14 protein-coding genes are annotated in these 20,958 nt (G+C 61.5%); 11 read left to right on the top strand and 3 right to left on the bottom strand.

Annotation, left to right across the window (positions count from 1 at the left end; genetic code table 11):
- Positions 1–92: 92 nt before the first annotated feature.
- The 11 genes from HU722_RS00295 (at position 93) to HU722_RS00345 (ending at position 18,887) form a co-directional block, all read left to right on the top strand.
- Positions 93–581, top strand: coding sequence for an Hcp family type VI secretion system effector (locus HU722_RS00295; protein WP_005792512.1), 489 nt, complete (start codon positions 93–95; stop codon positions 579–581).
- Between the two features lie 92 nt (positions 582–673).
- Complete coding sequence (gene tssE, locus HU722_RS00300; protein WP_005792513.1) at positions 674–1,189, top strand: type VI secretion system baseplate subunit TssE; 516 nt, start codon at positions 674–676, stop codon at positions 1,187–1,189.
- On the top strand, positions 1,186–3,045 hold the full coding sequence (gene tssF / locus HU722_RS00305) for a type VI secretion system baseplate subunit TssF (protein ID WP_049710907.1): 1,860 nt from the start codon (positions 1,186–1,188) through the stop codon (positions 3,043–3,045). Before tssE ends, tssF begins: the two co-directional genes overlap by 4 nt.
- Positions 3,009–4,052, top strand: a complete 1,044-nt coding sequence (gene tssG, locus HU722_RS00310) for a type VI secretion system baseplate subunit TssG (protein ID WP_065875498.1) — start codon at positions 3,009–3,011, stop codon at positions 4,050–4,052. Before tssF ends, tssG begins: the two co-directional genes overlap by 37 nt.
- Positions 4,045–6,708, top strand: coding sequence for a type VI secretion system ATPase TssH (gene tssH / locus HU722_RS00315; RefSeq protein ID WP_065875499.1), 2,664 nt, complete (start codon positions 4,045–4,047; stop codon positions 6,706–6,708). Before tssG ends, tssH begins: the two co-directional genes overlap by 8 nt.
- 156 nt (positions 6,709–6,864) lie before the next feature.
- The gene (locus HU722_RS00320; protein ID WP_065875500.1) at positions 6,865–8,805 is read left to right on the top strand and encodes a type VI secretion system Vgr family protein; all 1,941 of its coding nucleotides are present in this window, start codon (positions 6,865–6,867) and stop codon (positions 8,803–8,805) included.
- A 15-nt stretch (positions 8,806–8,820) separates the two neighbouring features.
- Positions 8,821–9,255, top strand: coding sequence for a DcrB-related protein (locus tag HU722_RS00325; protein ID WP_065875501.1), 435 nt, complete (start codon positions 8,821–8,823; stop codon positions 9,253–9,255).
- A gap of 12 nt (positions 9,256–9,267) precedes the next feature.
- The gene (locus tag HU722_RS00330) at positions 9,268–13,698 is read left to right on the top strand and encodes an RHS repeat-associated core domain-containing protein (protein ID WP_065875502.1); all 4,431 of its coding nucleotides are present in this window, start codon (positions 9,268–9,270) and stop codon (positions 13,696–13,698) included.
- A gap of 2 nt (positions 13,699–13,700) precedes the next feature.
- The gene (locus tag HU722_RS00335) at positions 13,701–13,982 is read left to right on the top strand and encodes a hypothetical protein (protein WP_065875503.1); all 282 of its coding nucleotides are present in this window, start codon (positions 13,701–13,703) and stop codon (positions 13,980–13,982) included.
- Positions 13,983–14,048: 66 nt separating this feature from the next.
- Positions 14,049–18,431 carry an RHS repeat-associated core domain-containing protein gene (locus tag HU722_RS00340; protein ID WP_139113248.1) on the top strand — a complete coding sequence of 1,461 codons (4,383 nt, stop codon included), beginning with the start codon at positions 14,049–14,051 and terminating at the stop codon, positions 18,429–18,431.
- Between the two features lie 12 nt (positions 18,432–18,443).
- A complete protein-coding gene (locus HU722_RS00345; RefSeq protein WP_065875504.1) occupies positions 18,444–18,887 on the top strand; it encodes a tetratricopeptide repeat protein in 444 nt (147 codons plus the stop codon).
- An 88-nt stretch (positions 18,888–18,975) separates the two neighbouring features.
- Here HU722_RS00345 and HU722_RS00350 read toward each other — a convergent pair whose 3' ends face one another.
- The 3 genes from HU722_RS00350 to HU722_RS00360 all read right to left on the bottom strand — a co-directional run bounded on the left by HU722_RS00350 (position 18,976) and on the right by HU722_RS00360 (position 20,796).
- Complete coding sequence (locus tag HU722_RS00350) at positions 18,976–19,251, bottom strand: HU family DNA-binding protein (RefSeq protein ID WP_003176958.1); 276 nt, start codon at positions 19,249–19,251, stop codon at positions 18,976–18,978.
- Positions 19,252–19,442: 191 nt separating this feature from the next.
- On the bottom strand, positions 19,443–20,591 hold the full coding sequence (locus tag HU722_RS00355) for an NAD(P)/FAD-dependent oxidoreductase (RefSeq protein ID WP_065875505.1): 1,149 nt from the start codon (positions 20,589–20,591) through the stop codon (positions 19,443–19,445).
- 37 nt (positions 20,592–20,628) lie between these two features.
- Entirely contained in the window at positions 20,629–20,796 is a 168-nt protein-coding gene (locus HU722_RS00360; protein WP_003213373.1) for a rubredoxin, read from the bottom strand.
- Positions 20,797–20,958 lie beyond the last annotated feature (162 nt).

Raw genomic sequence — 20,958 nt, forward strand, 5'->3', positions numbered from 1 at the left:
GCCTGCATCGCGGGCAAGCCAGCTCCCACAGAAAAGCAAAGCCCCATTGGGCTTAACCAAATTTCGTGGCTTGGGCCACACAGGGAGAAAACATGGCTGTTGATATTTTCATCAAGATCGGCGACATCAAGGGCGAGTCCATGGACAAAGCCCACAAGGACGAAATCGACGTACTGAACTGGAGCTGGGGCATGGCCCAGTCCGGCAACATGCACGTTGGCGGTGGCGGCGGCGCGGGTAAGGTGAATATCCAGGACCTGTCGCTGACCAAATACGTCGACAAGGCTTCGCCGAACCTGATGATGCACTGCGCCAGCGGCAAGCACATCGACAAGGTCAAGCTGACCGTGCGCAAGGCCGGTGGCGAAAGCCAGGTCGAGTACATGGTGATCAACCTGGAAGAAGTGCTGGTCACCTCGCTGAGCACCGGCGGTTCGGGCACCGATGACCGCTTGACCGAGAACGTCACCCTGAACTTCGCCCAAGTGATGGTTGATTACCAGCCGCAGAAAGCCGACGGCACCAAAGACGGCGGCGCGATCAAGTTTGGCTGGAACATCCGTTCCAACACCAAGCGCTGATAGCCCTTGTGGCCATGGCTTCGCGCCATGGCCACAAGCATCCGCCCCGCTGAAAAACTGTCCCCTCACAACCCGTCCGTGGAGCTGCTTTGGTGGTAACTGAAATCGCTTCCCGCGACCGTCTGCAACCGTCCCTGCTGGACCGGCTGACTGACGACGACCCAACCAACCCCAAGGAAAGCGCCGACAAACGCGTGCTGTCCCTGACCCAATTAAAAGCCTCGGTGCTGCGCGACCTGGCGTGGCTGCTCAACACCACGTCGTTGCTGGATGCCGACGCCACGCTGCACACCCCGGCCGGTACCTCGGTGGTCAATTACGGCCTGCCGGCGCTCGCGGGCAACAGCGTTTCCAGCGTGGACATCAAGGCGCTTGAAGCCTTGATCTACCAGGCTATTGCCACTTTTGAGCCACGCATTCTGCGCCACACCCTGCGCGTCAAAGCCCGCGTCGGCCATGGCGAGATGAACCACAACGCGCTGAGTTTCGAGATCGAAGGCGACCTGTGGGCGCAGCCGGTGCCGTTGCGCCTGTTGCTGCAAACCGACCTGGACCTGGAGTCCGGCCATGTACGTGTGGTCAACGCCGACCAGCGGAGACGCCCATGAACCCGCGCCTGCTGGAGCTGTACAACCAGGAACTGCACCACGTGCGCGAAAGCGCCGCCGAGTTCGCCAAGGAATACCCGAAGATCGCCAGTCGGCTGACCCTGTCCGGTATGGACTGCGCCGACCCGTACGTCGAACGCTTGCTCGAAGGCTTTGCCTACCTCACGGCCCGCGTGCAGCTCAAGCTCGACGCCGAGTACCCGACCTTCACGCATAACCTGCTGGAAATCGCCTACCCGCACTACCTGGCACCGACGCCGTCGATGACCGTGGTGCAATTGCAGACCGACCCGGACGAAGGCTCGCTGGCCAGCGGTTTCCCCCTGCCCCGCGACACGGTATTGCGTGCCGCGCTGGGCCGTGAAACCCAGACTTGCTGCGAGTACCGCACCGCCCACCCGGTGACGTTGTGGCCGTTGCAGGTGAGCAACGCCGAGTACTTCGGCAACCCCGCCGCCGTGCTCGGGCGCCTGGCTGCGAGCGAGCCGAAGGCCAAAGCGGGCTTACGCCTGACCCTGCGCACCGGCGCCGAGTTGCCGTTCAACAGCCTGGACCTAGATAACCTGCCGCTGTACCTCAGCGGTGCCGATGAGCAACCGTTTCGCCTTTACGAACAGTTGCTGGGCAACGCCTGCGCGGTGTTCGCGCGCAAACCCGGTGGCGATTGGGTCGAGCGCCTGCCGCCAGACGCGCTGCGTTCCCGTGGTTTTGACGATGCCGACGCGGCCATGCCGGTGGTTGCCCGCGCGTTCCAGGGCTATCGCCTGTTGCAGGAATACTTCGCCCTGCCCCATCGCTTCCTGTTCGTCGAATTCGCCGAACTGAGCCGTGCGGTCAAGCGCTGCGACGGCCAGGAGCTGGAACTGATCGTACTGTTTGACCGCCACGAACCGAGCCTGGAAGGCAGCGTCGGCGCGGCGCAGTTCCTGCCGTTTTGCACCCCGGCGATCAACCTGTTCCCGAAACGGGTGGACCGTATTCACCTGTCTGACCGCGTCAACGAACACCATGTGATCGCTGACCGCACGCGTCCGATGGATTTCGAGATTCACTCCTTGAGCGGCATCACCGGCCACGGCACCGGGCCGGAACAGCCGTTTTTGCCGTTCTACGCGGTACGCGATCCATCCCGCTACGGCCGCGACCAGGCCTATTACACGGTGCGCCGTGAGCCGCGCGTGCTGTCCAGCGACCAGCGCCGCAACGGCCCGCGCTCCACGTACGTGGGCAGCGAAACCTTTGTCAGCCTGGTGGACAGCCGGCAGTCGCCGTACCGCCATGACCTGCGCCAACTCGGCGTGACGGCGCTGTGCACCAACCGCGATTTGCCGTTGTTCATGAGCGTGGGCAACGGCAAGACCGACTTCACCCTGGCCGACAGCGCCCCGGTGTTGTCCGTGCGGTGTGTGGCAGGCCCAAGCCGCCCTCGCGCCAGCCACGCCCATGACGCCAAGGCCTGGCGCCTGATCAGCCAACTCTCGCTCAACTACCTGTCCCTGAGCGAACAGGGCCAAGGCGCGGCAGCCTTGCGCGAACTGCTGCGCCTGTATGGCGACAGCAACGACGCAGCCCTGCAATTGCAGATCGAAGGCCTGCGCGAAGTCAGCAGCAAAGCCGTGACCCGACGCCTGCCCATGCCCGGCCCGATTGTGTTTGGGCGTGGCCTGGAAATCACTCTGGAATTTGATGAAAACGCGTTTCGCGGCACCGGCGTGTTCCTGCTGGGTGCAGTACTGGAACGCTTCCTGGCACGCTACGTGTCGATCAACAGTTTTACCGAGACGGTGATCCGTACCACCGAACGCGGCGAGATCATGCGATGGAAAGCCAAGCCCGGACGTCGTCCGACCCTGTGAGTACCCTTGATGCGATGCATCAGGCGCCCTGGGAATACGATTTCTTCCAGGCGCTGCGGCGTATCGAGTGTGAATCGCCCGAGCTGCCGCGCCTGGGCCATTCCCTGCGCCTGGCGGATGACCCGTTGCGCCTGGGCCAGCAGGCTGATTGCACCTTCGCCCCGGCCACACTGGCCTCGGTCGATCCGGGTGGCGATGGCAAGCCGGCGCGACTGGAGCAATTCTTCTTTGGCCTCGGCGGCCCCAACGGCCCGTTGCCGCTGCATATCACCGAATACGTACGCGAACGCCAGCGCAACAACGCTGACAGCACCAGCAAGCAGTTTTTGGATGTGTTCCACCATCGCCTGCTGAGCCTGTTTTACCGGGCCTGGGCCGAGGCACGGCCGACGGTCAGCCACGACCGCCCGGACGATGATTACTGGTCTGCACGCCTGGCGGCCTTGAGCGGTCGTGGGATGCCGAGCCTGCTCAATCAGGGACTCATCCCTGATACCGCGAAGCTGCATTACAGCGGCCACCTATCGGCGCAAACCCGTTACCCGGACGGTTTGAAGGCGATCCTCGGCGAGTATTTCGGCCTGCCGGTGGAGATAGAAGAATACGTCGGCCAATGGCTGGAATTGCCCGAACGCAGCCGCGTGGGCGTGAGCGCCAACAGGCTGGGTGTGGACTTTTGCCTGGGCAGCTTCGTGTGGGACCGCCAGCACAAATTCCGTATCCGCCTGGGTCCGCTCAAGCTGGATGACTACATGGGCATGCTGCCCGGCCATCAGCCGTTCAACGAGCTGGTGGCGTGGGTGGCCGAGTACCTGGGCCATGAATTGGACTGGGACCTGAACCTGGTTTTGCAACAACCCGAAGTCCCGGCGCTGCAACTCAACGGCCAGTTCCGCCTGGGCTTCAACACCTGGCTCGGTAGCCCTGCGCACGACGCCAACGACCTAATCCTGGCCCGGCATTACGCCGATCAGGCCACCACCTCAAGGAATCCAGAGCATGGGTGAAATCAGTCGCGCCGCACTGTTCGGCAAACTCAACAGCGTGGCCTACAAGGCCATCGAAGCCGCCACCGTGTTCTGCAAGCTGCGGGGCAACCCGTATGTGGAACTGGCTCACTGGTTTCATCAATTGCTGCAACTGCAGGACTCGGACCTGCATCGCATCATCCGCCAGTTCAACCTGGAACCGGCACGCCTGGCCCGTGACCTGACCGAAGCCCTGGACCGCCTGCCGCGCGGCTCGACTTCGATCACTGACTTGTCGTCCCATGTGGAAGAAGCCGTGGAGCGCGGCTGGGTCTACGGCAGCCTGATGTTTGGCGAAAGCCAGGTGCGTACCGGTTACCTGGTGCTGGGTATTTTGAAGACGCCGAGCCTGCGCAATGCGTTGCTGGGCCTGTCGTCGGAGTTCGACAAGATCAAGGCCGAAGCCCTGAGCGAACGCTTTGACGAATACGTCGGTGACTCACCGGAAAACGCCCTGAGCGCCAGCGATGGCTTCAATGCCGGCGCCGTGCCGGGCGAAGCCAGCGGTGCCATGGCGCCGAGCGCGATGGGCAAGCAGGAAGCGCTCAAACGCTTCACCGTCGACCTGACCGAGCAGGCACGCAGCGGCAAGCTTGACCCTATCGTGGGGCGTGACGAAGAGATCCGCCAACTGGTCGACATCCTGATGCGCCGCCGCCAGAACAACCCAATCCTTACTGGCGAAGCTGGCGTGGGCAAGACCGCCGTGGTCGAAGGTTTCGCCCTGCGCATCGTCGCCGGCGACGTGCCGCCTGCACTCAAAGACGTGGAACTGCGCAGCCTCGACGTGGGCCTGCTGCAAGCCGGCGCCAGCATGAAAGGCGAGTTCGAACAGCGCCTGCGCCAGGTCATCGAGGACGTGCAGGCGTCGCCCAAGCCGATCATCCTGTTTATCGACGAAGCCCACACGTTGGTGGGTGCCGGTGGTGCTGCAGGCACTGGCGATGCGGCCAATCTGCTCAAGCCTGCATTGGCGCGCGGCACCTTGCGTACCGTGGCCGCCACAACTTGGGCCGAGTACAAGAAGCACATCGAGAAAGACCCGGCCCTGACCCGCCGCTTCCAGGTAGTGCAGGTTGCCGAGCCGTCGGAAGACAAGGCGCTGCTGATGATGCGCGGCGTGGCTTCGACCATGGAGAAACACCATCAGGTGCAGATCCTCGATGAGGCGCTGGAAGCCTCGGTCAAGCTGTCCCACCGCTACATCCCGGCGCGTCAGTTGCCGGACAAATCCGTGAGCCTGCTGGACACCGCCTGCGCACGCGTCGCCATCAGCCTGCACGCGGTGCCGGCGGAAGTGGACGACAGCCGCCGTCGCATCGAAGCGCTGGAAACCGAGCTGCAAATCATCGCCCGCGAGCATGCCATCGGTATTGCGATTGGTGCGCGCCAGACCAACAGCGAAGCGCTGCTGAGCGCTGAACGTGAGCGCCTCGCCACGCTGGAAAGCCGCTGGGCCGAAGAGAAAACCCTGGTGGACGAACTGCTCGCTACCCGCGCGACTTTGCGCGAGAAAGCCGGCGCCGTAGACAGTGGCGACGACGCCTTGCGCGAGCAACTGGTCGACCTGCAACAGCGCCTCAGCGCACTGCAAGGCGAAACCCCGCTGATCCTGCCGACCGTGGACTACCAGGCCGTGGCCTCGGTGGTCGCCGACTGGACTGGCATCCCGGTCGGCCGCATGGCGCGCAACGAACTGGAAACGGTGCTCAACCTCGACCAGCACCTGAAAAAACGCATCATCGGCCAGGACCATGCCCTGCAGATGATCGCCAAGCGGATCCAGACTTCGCGCGCCGGCCTCGACAACCCGAGCAAGCCGATTGGCGTGTTCATGCTGGCCGGTACCTCCGGCGTGGGCAAGACCGAAACTGCCCTGGCCCTGGCCGAAGCCATGTATGGCGGTGAGCAGAACGTCATCACCATCAACATGAGCGAATTCCAGGAAGCCCACACCGTGTCGACCCTCAAGGGCGCGCCACCGGGCTATATCGGCTATGGCGAAGGCGGCGTGCTGACCGAAGCGGTACGGCGTAAACCCTACAGCGTGGTCCTGCTGGATGAGGTGGAAAAAGCCCACCCGGACGTGCATGAAATCTTCTTCCAAGTGTTCGACAAGGGCGTGATGGAAGACGGCGAAGGCCGGGTGATCGACTTCAAGAACACCCTGATCCTGCTGACCACCAACGCCGGTACCGAGCTGATTTCCCGGGTGTGCAAAGACCCGGCGAACGTGCCGGAGCCGGAAGAAATCGCCAAGGCCCTGCGCCAGCCGCTGCTGGAGATTTTCCCGCCGGCGCTGCTCGGCCGACTGGTGACGATTCCGTACTACCCGCTGAGCGACGAAATGCTCAAGGCGATCACCCGCCTGCAACTCGACCGCATCAAGAAGCGCGTGGAGAACACCCATAAAGTCGCCTTCGTCTACGACGACGAGGTGGTCGACCTGATCGTCTCGCGTTGCACCGAAACCGAAAGCGGCGGGCGCATGATCGACACCATCCTGACCAACAGCCTGCTGCCGGACATGAGCCGTGAATTCCTCACGCGCATGCTCGAAGGCAAGGCGTTGGCGGGGGTGCGGATCAGCAGTCGGGATAATGAATTGCACTACGACTTCAGCGACGCAGATTGACCTGACGGAACACGGTCAAAATGTGGGAGCTGGCTTGCCTGCGATAGCGGTGTATCAGTCAACATAAATGTTGAATGTTCAATTGCTATCGCAGGCAAGCCAGCTCCCACATTGGATTCGGTTCCTTCAGTAATCAAGACCTTTACAGGACGCCCAATGCTATTCAACCAAGCCTCACGCCTGGCCAAGATCACCAGCCCCCTCGGGCCGGATGTGCTGTTGCTCAATGAAATGGGCGGCGGTGAAGAGCTGGGCAGGCTGTTCAACTACGAACTGCAACTGACGTCCCTGGACGCCAACATCGACCTCAACCAGTTGCTCGGCAAACCCATGAGCGTGGGCCTGCAACTGGCGGACGGCGGCGAGCGGCATTTCCACGGCATCGTTGCGCGGTGCAGCCAGAACATCGATCAGGGCCAGTTCGCCAGTTACCAGGTGACGCTGCGCCCGTGGCTGTGGCTGCTCAGCCGCACGTCGGACTGCCGGATTTTCCAGAACCTGAGCATTCCGCAGATCATCAAGCAGGTGTTTCGCGACCTGGGTTTTTCCGACTTCGAAGACGCCCTGAGCCGGCCGTACCGCGAGTGGGAATACTGCGTGCAGTACCGCGAGACCAGCTTCGATTTCGTCAGCCGCTTGATGGAACAGGAAGGCATCTACTACTTCTTCCGCCACGAACAGGACCGCCATGTGCTGGTGCTGGCCGACGCCTATGGCGCCCACACCACCGTGCCCGGCTACGCGTCGATCCCGTACTACCCCAAGGACGAGCAGCAGCGCGAACGCGACCACATGCACAACTGGCACCTGGCGCAGGAAGTGCAGCCAGGCTCGCTGGAGCTCAACGACTACGACTTCCAGCGACCCAGCGCCAGCATCGACGTGCGCTCGGCCATGCCGCGCCCGCACACCGCCGGCGACTATCCGCTGTACGACTACCCCGGCACCTACGTGCAAAGCGAAGACGGCGAGCACTATGCGCGCACCCGCATCGAAGCCCTGCAAACCCTGCACGAACAGATCGAGTTCAGCGGCAATGCACGGGGCCTGGGTTCGGGGCATCTGTTCAGCCTCACCGGCTTCAGCCGCCAGGACCAGAACCGCGAATACCTGATCGTCGGCTGCCGCTACTACATCGTCCAGGAAAGCCTGGAAAGCGGCGGCGGCTCGGGGTCGGCGCAATTCGAAAGCAGCCTCACCTGCATCGACGCCCAGCAGAGCTTCCGCCCACTGGCCAACACCCACCGCCCTATCGTCAAAGGCCCGCAGACCGCCCTGGTGGTCGGCCCCAAAGGCGAAGAAATCTGGACCGACCAATACGGCCGCGTGAAGGTGCACTTCTACTGGGACCGTCACGACCAATCCAACGAAAACAGCTCGTGCTGGATTCGTGTGTCGCAATCCTGGGCCGGCAAGAACTGGGGCTCGATGCAGATTCCCCGGATCGGCCAGGAAGTGATTGTGAGCTTCCTCGAAGGCGACCCCGACCGGCCGATCATCACCGGCCGCGTGTACAACGCCGAGCAGACGGTGCCCTACGACCTGCCGGAAAACGCGACTCAGAGCGGCATGAAGAGTCGATCCAGCAAAGGCGGCACGCCGGCCAACTTCAATGAAATCCGCATGGAGGACAAGAAGGGGTTGGAGCAGTTGTATATCCATGCCGAGAGGAATCAGGACATTGTCGTCGAAGTCGACGAAAGCCATTCCGTGGGGCATGACCGTAACAAAAGTATCGGCCACAACGAGACGGTGACCATCGGCAACAACCGCCTGCGCATCGTCAAGCAGGAAGACATCCTCTCGGTGGGCCAGAGGAAGACCGACAGCATCAGCCAGAGCTACGTCATCGAAGTGGGCGAGAACCTGCGCCTGGTCTGCGGTGAAAGCATCCTGGAGTTGAATGCGAGCGGGCAGATCAACCTCACCGGCGTGCAAATCAGCTTCTACGCCAGCGGCGACGCCGAGTTCAACACCGGCGGCGTGCTGCACCTGAACAACGGCGGCGGCCCCGGTGCCACGCCCGATGGCCAGGGCCAGAAAGGCGCTATCGACGCCAACATTAAAGCCGCGTTCCCCGCGCCTAAAAGTTCCTGACGAGACCTGTCTGCCATGACGTACCGGATCAACGAATTTCAGTTTCAACTGCCTGCGGGTGAGCTGCAGGACGCGACGATCAATATCCTCAAGTTTCCTGAATTGGGGACGTCCCTGATCGTCAGCCGCAGCTTGCTGGCCGAAGGCGAAACCCTGCACAGCAACTTCAATGACCAACTCCAGCGCCTGGAAAAACAGGTGCAGGATTTGCGCTATCAACCGGGTGTGGACGTGCGCCTGGGCGCGGCTCAAGAAGTGGAAGGCATTGAGCTGCGCAGCCAGTTCAATAAGGGCAATGACAAGGTGTTCCAGTACCAACTGGCGCTGGTGTTGCCGGGTACGCGCAAGATGCTTGCGTTGAGTTATGTGAAGGCTGACAAGCTTGGGGACGCCGAGGCGGCGCACTGGTCGACGATCAAGAGCTCGCTCGTGTTCGACGTCCCCCAGTGAAGCGGCCTTTGCATGTCTGACGCACTGCTCTGGGCTGCGCGCCTGGGCGATGGGCTGTCCCACACCTCTGTCATGGCGGACATCCTCGGCGGCGTGCTGGAAGTGGCGGCTAACGTGGCGATTACCGCGCTGGCAACCGCTGCGGTGGTGGCGGCTACCGGCATTACCGTCGCGACCGGTGGACTGGGGGCCTGCGTGCTGGGGGCGGTAGTCGGCGTCATCGTCGGCATCGCCATGAGCAAGACCGGGGCCGACAAGGGGTTGAGCGCCATGTGCGAGGGAATCGGCAACGCGCTGTTCCCTCCCTCGGTCATGGCCACAATCCTCAGCGGGTCCACCGACACACTGATCAACGCCTTGCCCGCTGCGCGCGCGGCCGGCGTCGTGCCCTCCCACGTTGCACCTGCGGGCACCGAAACCGAAACAACGCCGCCAGCACCGGAACACAGCGAAGAGCCCGGCTACCTGGACATGGCCAAAGGGTTCTTTGCGCAAATGTGGCGCCCCACCGTCGCCACGCCAGCGCCCGGTGCAGTCCCTAAACCGCTGGACGTGGTGACCTGCACAAAACACCCGCCGATGCCGCCGCAGTTTCTGGCCGAAGGCTCGGAAAAGGTCACGGTCAACGGTCAACCGGCGGTACGCAGCGGTGACCGGAGCACCTGCGACGCCACCGTGGTGTCGTCGGGGCTGATTTCGCCCAATGTGACGATCGGCGGGGGCTCAGTGGTGGTGCGCGAGATCCGCAGCGGCAAGACGCCGGGCGTTGGCCTGGCCGTCACCGCGCTGATGATGCTCAAGGGGGGTAAAGGCAAGTTCCTCAGCAATCTTCCCTGCATGCTGCTGGCAGGCGTCAACTCGTTTGTGGTCAGTCAGGCCATGGGCGCGCTGGCCAACGCCGCCATGGGCTCTTCCAATCCGGTGCACGCGAGCACGGGGGCCAAAGTGCTGGGCGGCCCCGAGGAGCTGGATTTCGCCTTGCCCGGGATCATGCCCATCGACTGGCAGCGCTTCTACAACAGCCGGGATGAACGCCGCGATGGCTTGTTTGGTGCCGGCTGGAGTGTGCCCTATGAAGTCAGCGTGCAGCTGCTGCCTCACCTTGAAGGGGGCGACTACGCGTTGTACATCGACGAGCAGGGTCGACGTATCGACATGGGTTCGATCCCTTTGGGGGGTGCCGTGTTCAGCGCTGGCGAAGGCCTCAGCGTCAAGCGTCACTTGAGCGGCCAGTGGCTGATCGAAAGCGCAGACGGCTTGTACCGGCTATTCGATCCGGCGCCACAGGACGCATCGTTGCTACGCCTGAGCCAACTGGGAGATCGCAACGACAACCGAATCCACCTCGACTATGACGACGATGGTCGCCTGCAGGGCCTGCGTGACACCTTTGGCCTGGTGAGGGTCGAGCTGACGTACGACAACACTTGGCCCCATCGCGTCAGCCGAATCGAACGCCTGTATCCCGACCAACACCGTGAAGTACTGATGCATTACGCCTACGACGCCCGTGGCGACCTGGCCTCTGTACGCCAGTCCGACGGGCACGTGAAGCGCCGTTTTGCCTATGATGCCGGGCGGCGCATGGTCGAGCATCAATTGCCCACCGGCCTTCGTTGCTTCTATCAGTGGGCCAAGGTTGACGACCTTGAATGGCGTGTTGTCCGGCATTGGACGGAGGCCGGGGACACCTACACATTCGACTATGCGTTGGATACAGGCATCACCCGTATCACCGACGGGCTGGCGCGCGTCAGCAGTCGACACTGGGATGAGCGACACCAGATCATCGCGTCCACCGATGCACTGGGGCGAACCTGGGCCTTCCGGTGGAATGATGATAGCCAACTGCTGGGCGCAACCGACCCTCTCGGTGGGCATTATCAGTTCAGCTACGACGATGCCGGCAACCTGACTGAGACCCTCGACCCCCTGGGGCGCAGTGAATCGACCTTGTGGCTGGAGCACTGGGCGCTGCCACTGGCGGAGACCGATGCCGCTGGCAATACCTGGCAGTACGATTACGACTCGCGGGGCAACTGCATTCGCGAAACCGACCCACTGGGCAACCGCACGGTCTATCACTATGACGGACACGGCCAAGTCAGGGAGATCATCGACGCCAGCGGCAAGCGCAAGACCTTGCGCTGGTCCCCACTGGGTCAATTGAGCGAGCACACCGACTGTACGGGCCTTACCACCCGTTTGAGCTACTGCAAGCGAGGCTTGCTGCTGGCCAGTACCGACGCGCTCGGGGAACGCACCACCTTCAATTATGACGATCAGGGCCGACTGATCAGCAAGCAGTTGCCCGATGGGCGCAGCGAGCACTATCAGCGTGACGCCAGCGGCCAGTTGATCGGCTACAGCGACCCTGCCGGCCACACCACGCGCTTCGAGCATTCGTCGAACGGCCAGTTGCGCCAGCGCATCGACGCCCATGGCCGCCGTGTGGAGTTGAGCCATGACGTCTATGGCCGCCTGCACAGCCTGACCAACGAAAATGGTGAGCACTACCGATTCGACTGGGACGACGGTGATCGCCTGACGCTCGAACAGCGCCTGGACGGCTGTCGAAAACGGTACACGTACGACCCGCTGGACAATGTCACCCAGGTAGAAACCCTCGCATCGTCCGACGCCGAGCCCGCCATCATTCATGATCTGGAGCGGGATGCAGCAGGCCGGCTGATCGCCAAGCGCACCGTAGATGGTTGCACGACGTACCGCTACGATGAACTCGACCAAGTCACAGCCATCACCTTTACAGGGCACGATGGCGAGCAGCAAACCCTGGGCTTCGGTTATGACGCCCTCGGTCAGCTGACCCTCGAACAAAGCGCCGCCGGTTGCCTGGAGCATCTCTACGACGAATTGGGCAACCTGACCCAGACCCGACTTCCCGACGGCCGCTGGCTCAACCGCCTGCGCTACGGTAGCGGGCACTTGCATCAGGTCAACCTGGATGGGCAGGTCATCAGTGACTTCGAGCGGGACCGTCTGCACCGCGAAGTGCTGCGCACCCAGGGCCGTATCAGTACGCGTAGCGAATATGACCGCAGTGGACGTCTGCGTGTCCGCCAGCGCCGCCAACCGGACCACTCGCTGTTACATCCACCGGCGCAGACACGCTTGGGCTATGACGACAGCGACCAACTGGTCGAACGCTACGACAGCCAGCCCGGCGCGGCACACCGCCAATTGCTGCATTACGACGCTACCGGCCGCATTCTGGCTAGCCAGGACAACCTCTTGGGCCAACGGGAAGCCTTCCGCTACGACCCGGCGGCTAACCTGCTGGACGGCTCAGGACAGGTCGCCAACAACCGATTGCTGACCTACCAGGACAAACATTACCGCTATGACGGTTTTGGCCGGATGGTTGAAAAGCGCAGCCTTCGGCGCGGCACCCAACGCTTCAGCTACGACGCGGAGCAACGGCTGGCACAGGTGCACAACGATGACGGTTCCTGGGTCATCATGACCTATGACCCGCTGGGCCGGCGCACCGCCAAGACCATCTACGACCGCAACGGTGTGCAGCGGAGCCAGACACGTTTCACTTGGGACGCGCTGCAACTCGTGCAGGAGCACTGCAATCAGCAGACCAGCCTCTATATCTATGCCGACGAGGGCTACGAACCACTGGCCCGTATCGATGGCACAGGTGACCTTCAAAAAATCCGCTACTACCACAACGACCTCAACGGTTTGCCCGAACGCCTCACCGAGAGCGACGGCCATACGGTGTGGCAAGCGCGCTATGAAGTCTGGGGCAATACCGTCGAGGAAAGCCGAGAACCCTATTTCATCGAAGAACAGAACCTGCGCTTCCAGGGCCAGTATCTGGACCGGGAAACGGGGCTGCACTACAACACTCTGCGCTTTTATGACCCGGATATCGGGCGCTTCACCACACCCGACCCCATCGGTCTGGCCGGCGGCCTGAATCTCTATCAATATGCGCCCAACCCGCTGAGCTGGATTGACCCGCTGGGCCTGATGAAATGCTCCAGCCCACCCAAGGGGCGCAAGGTCAGTCGCACCGTGTATCGGTTCGAGGAACCGGGGCGCATCGGGACCACTTGGCAGGCGCACAAGTGGAATGTGGAGTCCACACACCGCTACACCACCAAAGGCGTCGGCGGGGTGTATGGCGCGAACTCACGGAAAACCGCGCTGGGCGAGGTCACGCACTGGAAGGTCGACCTGTCCAAACGGGTGTTGGTCAGCAAGAAAGTGCAGCTCAATAATGTCTTGGACCTGACCCGCGCCGATGTGCGCAAACAGCTAGGGGTCAGCCTTAAAAGCATCACCGGCTCGAAGTACACCGAGACCCATCAGATCGGCAACTGGGCCAAGGCCAACGGCTATGATGGAATCCTGGCGCCATCGGCACGCAACCCGACCGGCAGCAACTTGATCTCCTTTGCAGGTTTTTGAACATGGAACGACTGGAAAACGAATACCCGGGTGACGCGGACTGGCAGAGCACAGTGGCCTTGTATGAAGAAGACTACCTTGACGACGATGCGCGTGAACTGGCCAAGGCCTTGGGCGGCCATCTCGACATGGCAGTGATACTGCGCGGGAAACGGGGCCTTGAGGAGGGGTTGTGGTGGATCGGGCAAAAGGTTCCGGCACTGGACAACATCACCCCACTGGCATGCCTGGAAAGTCCCACGCTGATAAAACGGTTGAAGACAGCACTGATGCGTATGCCATGACACTCAAGGACACGGCGACTATGGAAAGTTGTGCGTTCAATTCAATCAGGCACGGAAGTGCAGTCCTTGTCTGATGCACTCTGGGCTGCCCGGATGGGCGATGCGCTCTCCCACACCTCGATGATGGCGGACATCCTTGGCGGGGTGCTGGAGGTGGCGGCCAATATCGCGATCACCGCCGTGGCAACCGCTGCGGTGGTTGCCGCCACTGGCATTACCGTTGCGACCGGTGGGCTTGGCTGTTTCCTGCTGGGTGCCGTGGTGGGCACGATTGTCGGCCTGGCCATGAGCAAGACCGGGGCCGACAAAGGCCTGACGAATTTATGCGACACGTTCGCCAACGCGCTGTTTCCGCCCACGGTGCAGGCCAATATTCTTACCGGCTCCACCAACACCCTGACCAACAACATCCCCGCCGCCCGCGCCGCCGGGGCGATCAGTTCCCATGTCGCGCCAGCTGGGACCGAGTTAGAAGAGCCCGCGCCCGAGCCAGAAGCCAGTTACCTGGACATGGCCGGGAGCTTCTTCTCGCAGATGTGGCGCCCTACGGTTGCGACTCCCGCGCCCGGCGCCGTGCCCAAGCCGCTCGACCTGGTGGTGTGCATGAAGCACCCACCGATGCCGCCGCAGTTTCTTGCCGAAGGGTCGGACAAGGTCACGGTCAACGGCCAGCCGGCGGTGCGCAGCGGTGATCGCAGTACCTGCGATGCAACCGTGGTGTCGTCGGGCCTGATTTCTTCCAACGTGACCATTGGCGGTGGTTCGGTGGTGGTGCGTGAAATACGCAGCGGCAAGACCCCGGGTGTGGGGTTGGCGGTCACGGCGTTGTTGATGCTCAAGGGTGGCAAGGGCAAGTTCTTCAGCAAGTTGCCGTGCATGCTGATCGGCGGAGCCACTTCGATGGCGGTCAGCAGTGCGATGGGGGCGATGGCCAACGCAGCGATGGGTTCGTCGAATCCGGTACATGCGGCGACAGGCGCGAAGGTACTGGGCGACGTCGAAGAGCTGGACTTCGTCTTACCCGGCATCCTGCCGATCGACTGGCAACGCTTCTACAACAGCCGCGACGAACGCTCGGGCAGCCTGTTTGGCGCTGGCTGGAGCGTGCCCTATGAAGTGTGCGTAGAGATCCGCCCGCATCCCGAAGGCGGCGAGACGCTGATCTATACCGACGAGCAGGGACGCCCGATTGACATGGGTTCGATCCCGTTGGGCGGCGCGGTATTCAGCCCCGGTGAAGGGCTCGCCGTGCGGCGACACCTCAATGGGCAGTTGTTGATTGAAAGCGACGACGGCCTCTACCGCTTGTTCGAACCCACTCCGGCCAATCCCTCACTGCTGCGTCTGAGCCAACTGGGCGATCGCAACGACAACCGCATCCATATTGACTATGACGAAGTAGGGCGCCTGGTACGTCTGCGCGATACTTTCGACTTGGTGCAGGTTGAGCTGATACGTGACCAAGACCATCTGACCCAGATTGAGCGCCTGTACCCCGACCAACGCCGCGAAGTGCTCGTTAGTTACGGCTACGACACGGCCGGCAATCTGGCTGAGGTGCGTGACGCAACCGGCCAGGTGCAACGGCGTTTTGCCTACGACATCGGTCAGCGAATGGTGGAGCATCAATTGCCCACCGGGTTGCGCTGCTTCTATGAATGGGCCTTGATTGAGGATTTGGAATGGCGCGTGGTTCGGCACTGGACCGATGAGGGTGACACTTACCAGTTCGACTATGACTTGAAGGCTGGCCTCACTCGCATCACCGATGGTTTGCAGCGCGTCAGCACTCGCCATTGGAACACTCAGCACCAGATCATTCAGTACCGCGATAATCTCGGTCAGACCTGGCTGTTCGAGTGGAACGACGAACGCCAATTGCTCAGCGCCACCGACCCCCTGGGTGGGCGCTATGAGTACAGCTACGATGAAAGCGGCAACCTGATAGGCGAGACCGACCCGCTGGGCCGCAGCGACTCGACTTTGTGGCTGGAACACTGGGCGCTGCCGCTGGTAGAAACCGACGCCGCCGATAACAGTTGGCAGTATCGCTACGACCCGCGCGGCAATTGCATTGCCGAAACCGATCCGCTGGGCAACGTCACGCGCTACCGCTATGACGCTCATGGCCAGCCCGTGGAAATTATTGACGCCACCGGCAAAAGCAAAAAACTGCGCTGGAATCCGTTCGGGCAACTGGCCGAGCACATCGACTGCTCAGGTTATCCAACGCGCTTCAGCTACGACGAGCGGGGGTATTTGCAGGTCATCACCGACGCCCTTGGCGAGCGCACTCAATTTATCTACGACGCTCAGGGGCGCTTGCTCAGTACCCAACTGCCGGACGGCCGCACCGAGCACTATCAGCGCGATGTCAGCGGTCAGCTGGTGGGTTACACCGACCCGGCCGGACACACCACGCTTTACCAACACAACCGCCGTGGCCAAGTGCGCCAACGCACCGACGCACATGGGCGGCAGGTGCAGTTCGGCTATGACAGCTATGGACGGCTGCAAGCGCTAATCAACGAGAACGGCGAACGCTATCGTTTTGCGTGGGACGCCGGGGATCGGCTGACTGAACAGCAAGACCTCGACGGCAGCGCCAAGCACTACAGCTATGACCCGCTGGATAATGTCACGGCGGTGACTGCTGTGCCGGCGCCTTACGGAAACGGGCTGGCCCTGGTGCCCGAAACGCCGCCCGCACCCATCATTCATCGGCTGGAACGTGATGCGGTTGGCCGGCTCATCGCCAAAACCACCGACGATGGCCGTACCGATTACAGCTACGATGCGGTGGACCAGCTCACGGCTGTCACCTTCACCGATTCGCAGGGCAACGCCCAAGCCCTGGGCTTTGCCTACGACGCCCTCGGCCAACTGCTTTGCGAGCAGAGTTCGGCAGGCAACCTGCAACACCACTACGACGAACTTGGCAACCTGATCCAAACCCAACTGCCGGAAGGCCGCTGGCTCAACCGCCTGTACTACGGCAGCGGCCACCTGCACCAGGTCAACCTGGACGGCCAGGTCATCAGCGACTTCGAGCGTGACCGCCTGCACCGCGAAGTGCTGCGCACCCAGGGCCAGCTCAGCACCCGCAGCGAATACGACCGCAGCGGCCGCCTGCGTTCACGCCAGCGCCGTCACGCCAGTCAGTCAACCTTGCTGCCCGCTGCGGCGCAAAAACAGTTTGAATACGACCCCGCCGACAACCTGATCGGCAAACTCGACCAACAACCCGCTGCGCAACACCGCCAGTTGCTGCACTACGACGCCACCGGCCGCATCATCGCCAGCCAGGACAGCCTGCACGGCCAGCGTGAAACCTTCGCCTACGACGCCGCAGCCAACTTGCTAGACGGTCCCCAGGCCGGTGCCGGGTTGGTGGTGCATAACAAGCTGCTGACTTATCAGGACAAGCGTTATCGCTACGATGCGTTTGGACGGATGATTGAAAAGCGCAGTGCCAAGCGCGGGTTGCAACGTTTTGCCTACGATGCCGAAAGCCGACTGATCGAAGTGCGTAATGAAAAAGGCAGCGTGGTCAGGATGACCTATGACCCGCTGGGTCGACGCATCGAGAAAACTGAGCATGGCAGTGATGGTTATCCGCTGGGAGAAACTCGATTCACCTGGGACGGACTGCGGTTATTGCAGGAGCATAAGCACAGTCAGACCAGTCTTTATGTTTACGACAATGACGGCTATGAACCCCTTGCCCGCGTCGACGGTACTGGTCCGTTGCAGAAGATTCGCTACTACCACAACGACCTGAACGGGTTGCCCGAACAACTGACCGAGGCCGATGGGCACAGCGTCTGGCAGGCGACTTATCGGGTGTGGGGCAACACGCTGGAGGAAGTGCGCGAGCCTTATTACATTGAAGAGCAGAACCTGCGGTTTCAGGGGCAGTATCTGGACCGGGAGACGGGGCTGCATTTCAACACGTTCCGGTTTTATGATCCGGATGTGGGGCGGTTTACAACGCCGGATCCGATAGGTTTACACGGAGGTTTGAATTTCTATGCGTACGCGTCCAATCCGTTCGGTTGGATCGACCCACTCGGCTTGTCCTGCCGTCTGAACTCCGTGGGTAGAACACCAGGCAAAGCCAGCCGTACAGGGAAAGCGGTGATAGCGCGGATGAGAGCCGAAGGGAAAATAGTTGGCTCCGGAAAAAACATGCGGTTCCAGAGCACTGATAAAAAGTGGTACTCGATCAAAGATGCTGATATGGCTCATAAAACCGATGCTGTTAAATATTGGAACAGCAAAGGTGGTTACCACGGAGCTAAAACCAAGGAAGTGAGAGGTTGGATGCGCGATCCTGACAACTATGAGCTGGAATACTATTCCCACAACCGATCAAAAGGCGCACTGCTGACGGACCGGTACAAGGACCCCGGCGACTTTATCGGCCCGGCAGAAAAGCCTAAATATTAGTAAGGATTATGTATGAAAGACTTGGCAGACGAAAATCCAACACTGGCAGACAAAATCATGGCTGTCATGGCGATGGGCAATGATCTCGATGAGCAAAACAAAAAAACTGAAGCGCAGGTCCTGTACCAACAGGCATGGGATTTACTGCCTGAGCCAAAGCTTGAGTGGGCGCCCTTATCGTCGTGGGTTACAGGTTCTTTCTTCAACCTTCACTTCGACAGCGGCGATTTCCAGGCAGCTGAGTCATGGGCACAAAAGACGCTTGATGGCCGAGAGTCAGATATTGATACCGGCCCACTGATAAACGTCGGAATGGTATTTCTCGAATTGGGAAAAAAGGCCGAGGCTTACAAAGCCTTTGATGAGGCGTATGGGTTCGGTCAGGCACGGGCCTTTCAAGAAAGACCAAAGAAATATCTGAATTTTTATTTGGATGAAAAGAAAAAGAGCCATTGATTGCTAGCCTAAACAAAAAATGGGCACCCGATCCAGTCGGCGTGCCCATTTTTCCTACCACCCCGCCCCCTTCGAGACGGTAACGCCATTACGCGTTAACAGTGTCTTTCAGCGATTTGCCCGGCTTGAACGCGACAGTGTTGCTCGCCTTGATTTTCACCGGCTCACCGGTTTGCGGGTTTTTGCCGGTGCGGGCGCCGCGATGGCGTTGCAGGAAGGTGCCGAAGCCAACCAGGGTGACGCTGTCCTTGCGGTGCAGGGCGCCAGTGATTTCTTCGAGAACGGCGTTGAGGACGCGGTTGGCCTGTTCTTTGGTGAGATCCGCTTTTTCAGCGATGGCGGCTGCGAGTTCTGGTTTACGCATAAGTGAAGCCTCTTTGACGGTTTTTTGTTGTTATGTCCGTGCTGCTCATCGTTGGAGCAACGCCCAAAGCGCCGCAGGCTCTACTCTGCGGCAGACGGGAGTGAGGATGGCATGCCCTCGCACGCTCCGCCAGTCTCGCGGCGACCTTTCTAGGGTGAAAAACGTGCTTATTCCGACAGAACGACCGGTATTTACGCCAGCAGTGGCGGAAGTTCTTTGTTGAGGGCAAGTTTTTCCATCACGGCGGTGCCGGTCAGTGCGTAACCCAGCAGGCGACCGCTGGCGTCGCGGCACAGGGCCTTGATGTCGGCACCCTCGCCGTCAACGCTCCACACGCCTTCGGTGCCCCGTGGTGGGGGTGAAACCACCAGCGGGCAGACCGGCGTCTTGACGGTCACTGGCATCGGGCCGTAGCTGACGGCCGTGGCATTGCCGGCCAAGGTCTGGGCCAGGGCGCGGGCGCAACTCATCAGCGGCATCACGTACAGCAGGTTCAAGCCGTCGACTTCGGCGCAGTCGCCCAGAGCGTAGATGTTGGCGTGGGAGGTCTTGAGGTGGCGGTCCACCATGATCCCGCGATTGGTCTGCAAGCCGGCAGCAGCGGCCAAGTCGACACGTGGGCGCAGGCCGATGGCGGAGACCACCAGGTCGCAGGCGATCACTTCACCGTCCGAGAGGTGCGCTTCCAGGCCGCCTGCGGTACGCAGCAGGCGATTGAGCACCGGGCCCAGGTGGAAGCGTGCACCAAGGCCTTCCAGCCCGGCTTGCACCGCCGCGGCCGCTGCCGGGTGCAGCAGGGTCGGCATGACTTGTTCGCACGGCGCCACCAAGTCGATTTCATAACCGCCAAGGATCAGGTCGTTGGCGAATTCGCAGCCGATCAGGCCTGCGCCGAGCAGCAGCACGCGGCGTTTGCCGGCAGCGGCAGCGCGGAAGCGTGCGTAGTCTTCGAGGTCGTTGATCGGGAAAATCAGTTCAGCCGCATCGCCTTCAACCGGTACGCGCACGGTTTCTGCGCCCCAAGCCAGGATCAGGTCGCGGTAGGCCACCGCTTCCTCGCCGATCCACAGGCGCTTGTGGCCGGGGTCGATGCCGCTGACGCGGGTGTGGGTGCGCACTTCGGCCTTGAGTTGCTCGGCCATGGCGCCCGGTTCGGCCATGCTCAGGCCATCGGCTTCCTTGTTCTTGCCAAAGCCGGTGGAGAGCATGGGTTTGGAGTAGGAGCGCCCGTCATCCGCGGTGATCAGCAGCAATGGGGTCTCGCTGTCGAGCTTGCGAAACTCCCGGGCCACGTTGTAACCGGCCAATCCTGTGCCGATGATCACGACAGGTGCGTTCATTCCTTTCTCCTTGTAGTACGGTTCTTAAATTTGCAGATCAGCCGATTTCGATCATTTCGAAATCCATTTTGCCCACGCCGCAGTCCGGGCACAGCCAGTCTTCCGGGACGTCCTGCCACAGGGTGCCCGGAGCGATTCCGTCATCCGGCCAGCCGTCTTTCTCGTCATAGATCAGGCCGCAGACTACACATTGCCACTTCTTCATTACTTGCTTCCTCAGGGTCCAGGCAGTTTGGCCGACGGTCGATGGATCCAGCGTTGCCGTGCGGCTCAGGGCGTTTTGTACTGATCGGGGCCGGCAGATGCAAGCACGATCGACGCAAGGCACCGGTTCAGCGCGGCAAAAGTCCAAGGTGCCATGGTAAGC

It is taken from the genome of Pseudomonas tritici, from assembly GCF_014268275.3.
Classification (GTDB): Bacteria; Pseudomonadota; Gammaproteobacteria; order Pseudomonadales; family Pseudomonadaceae; genus Aquipseudomonas; species Aquipseudomonas tritici.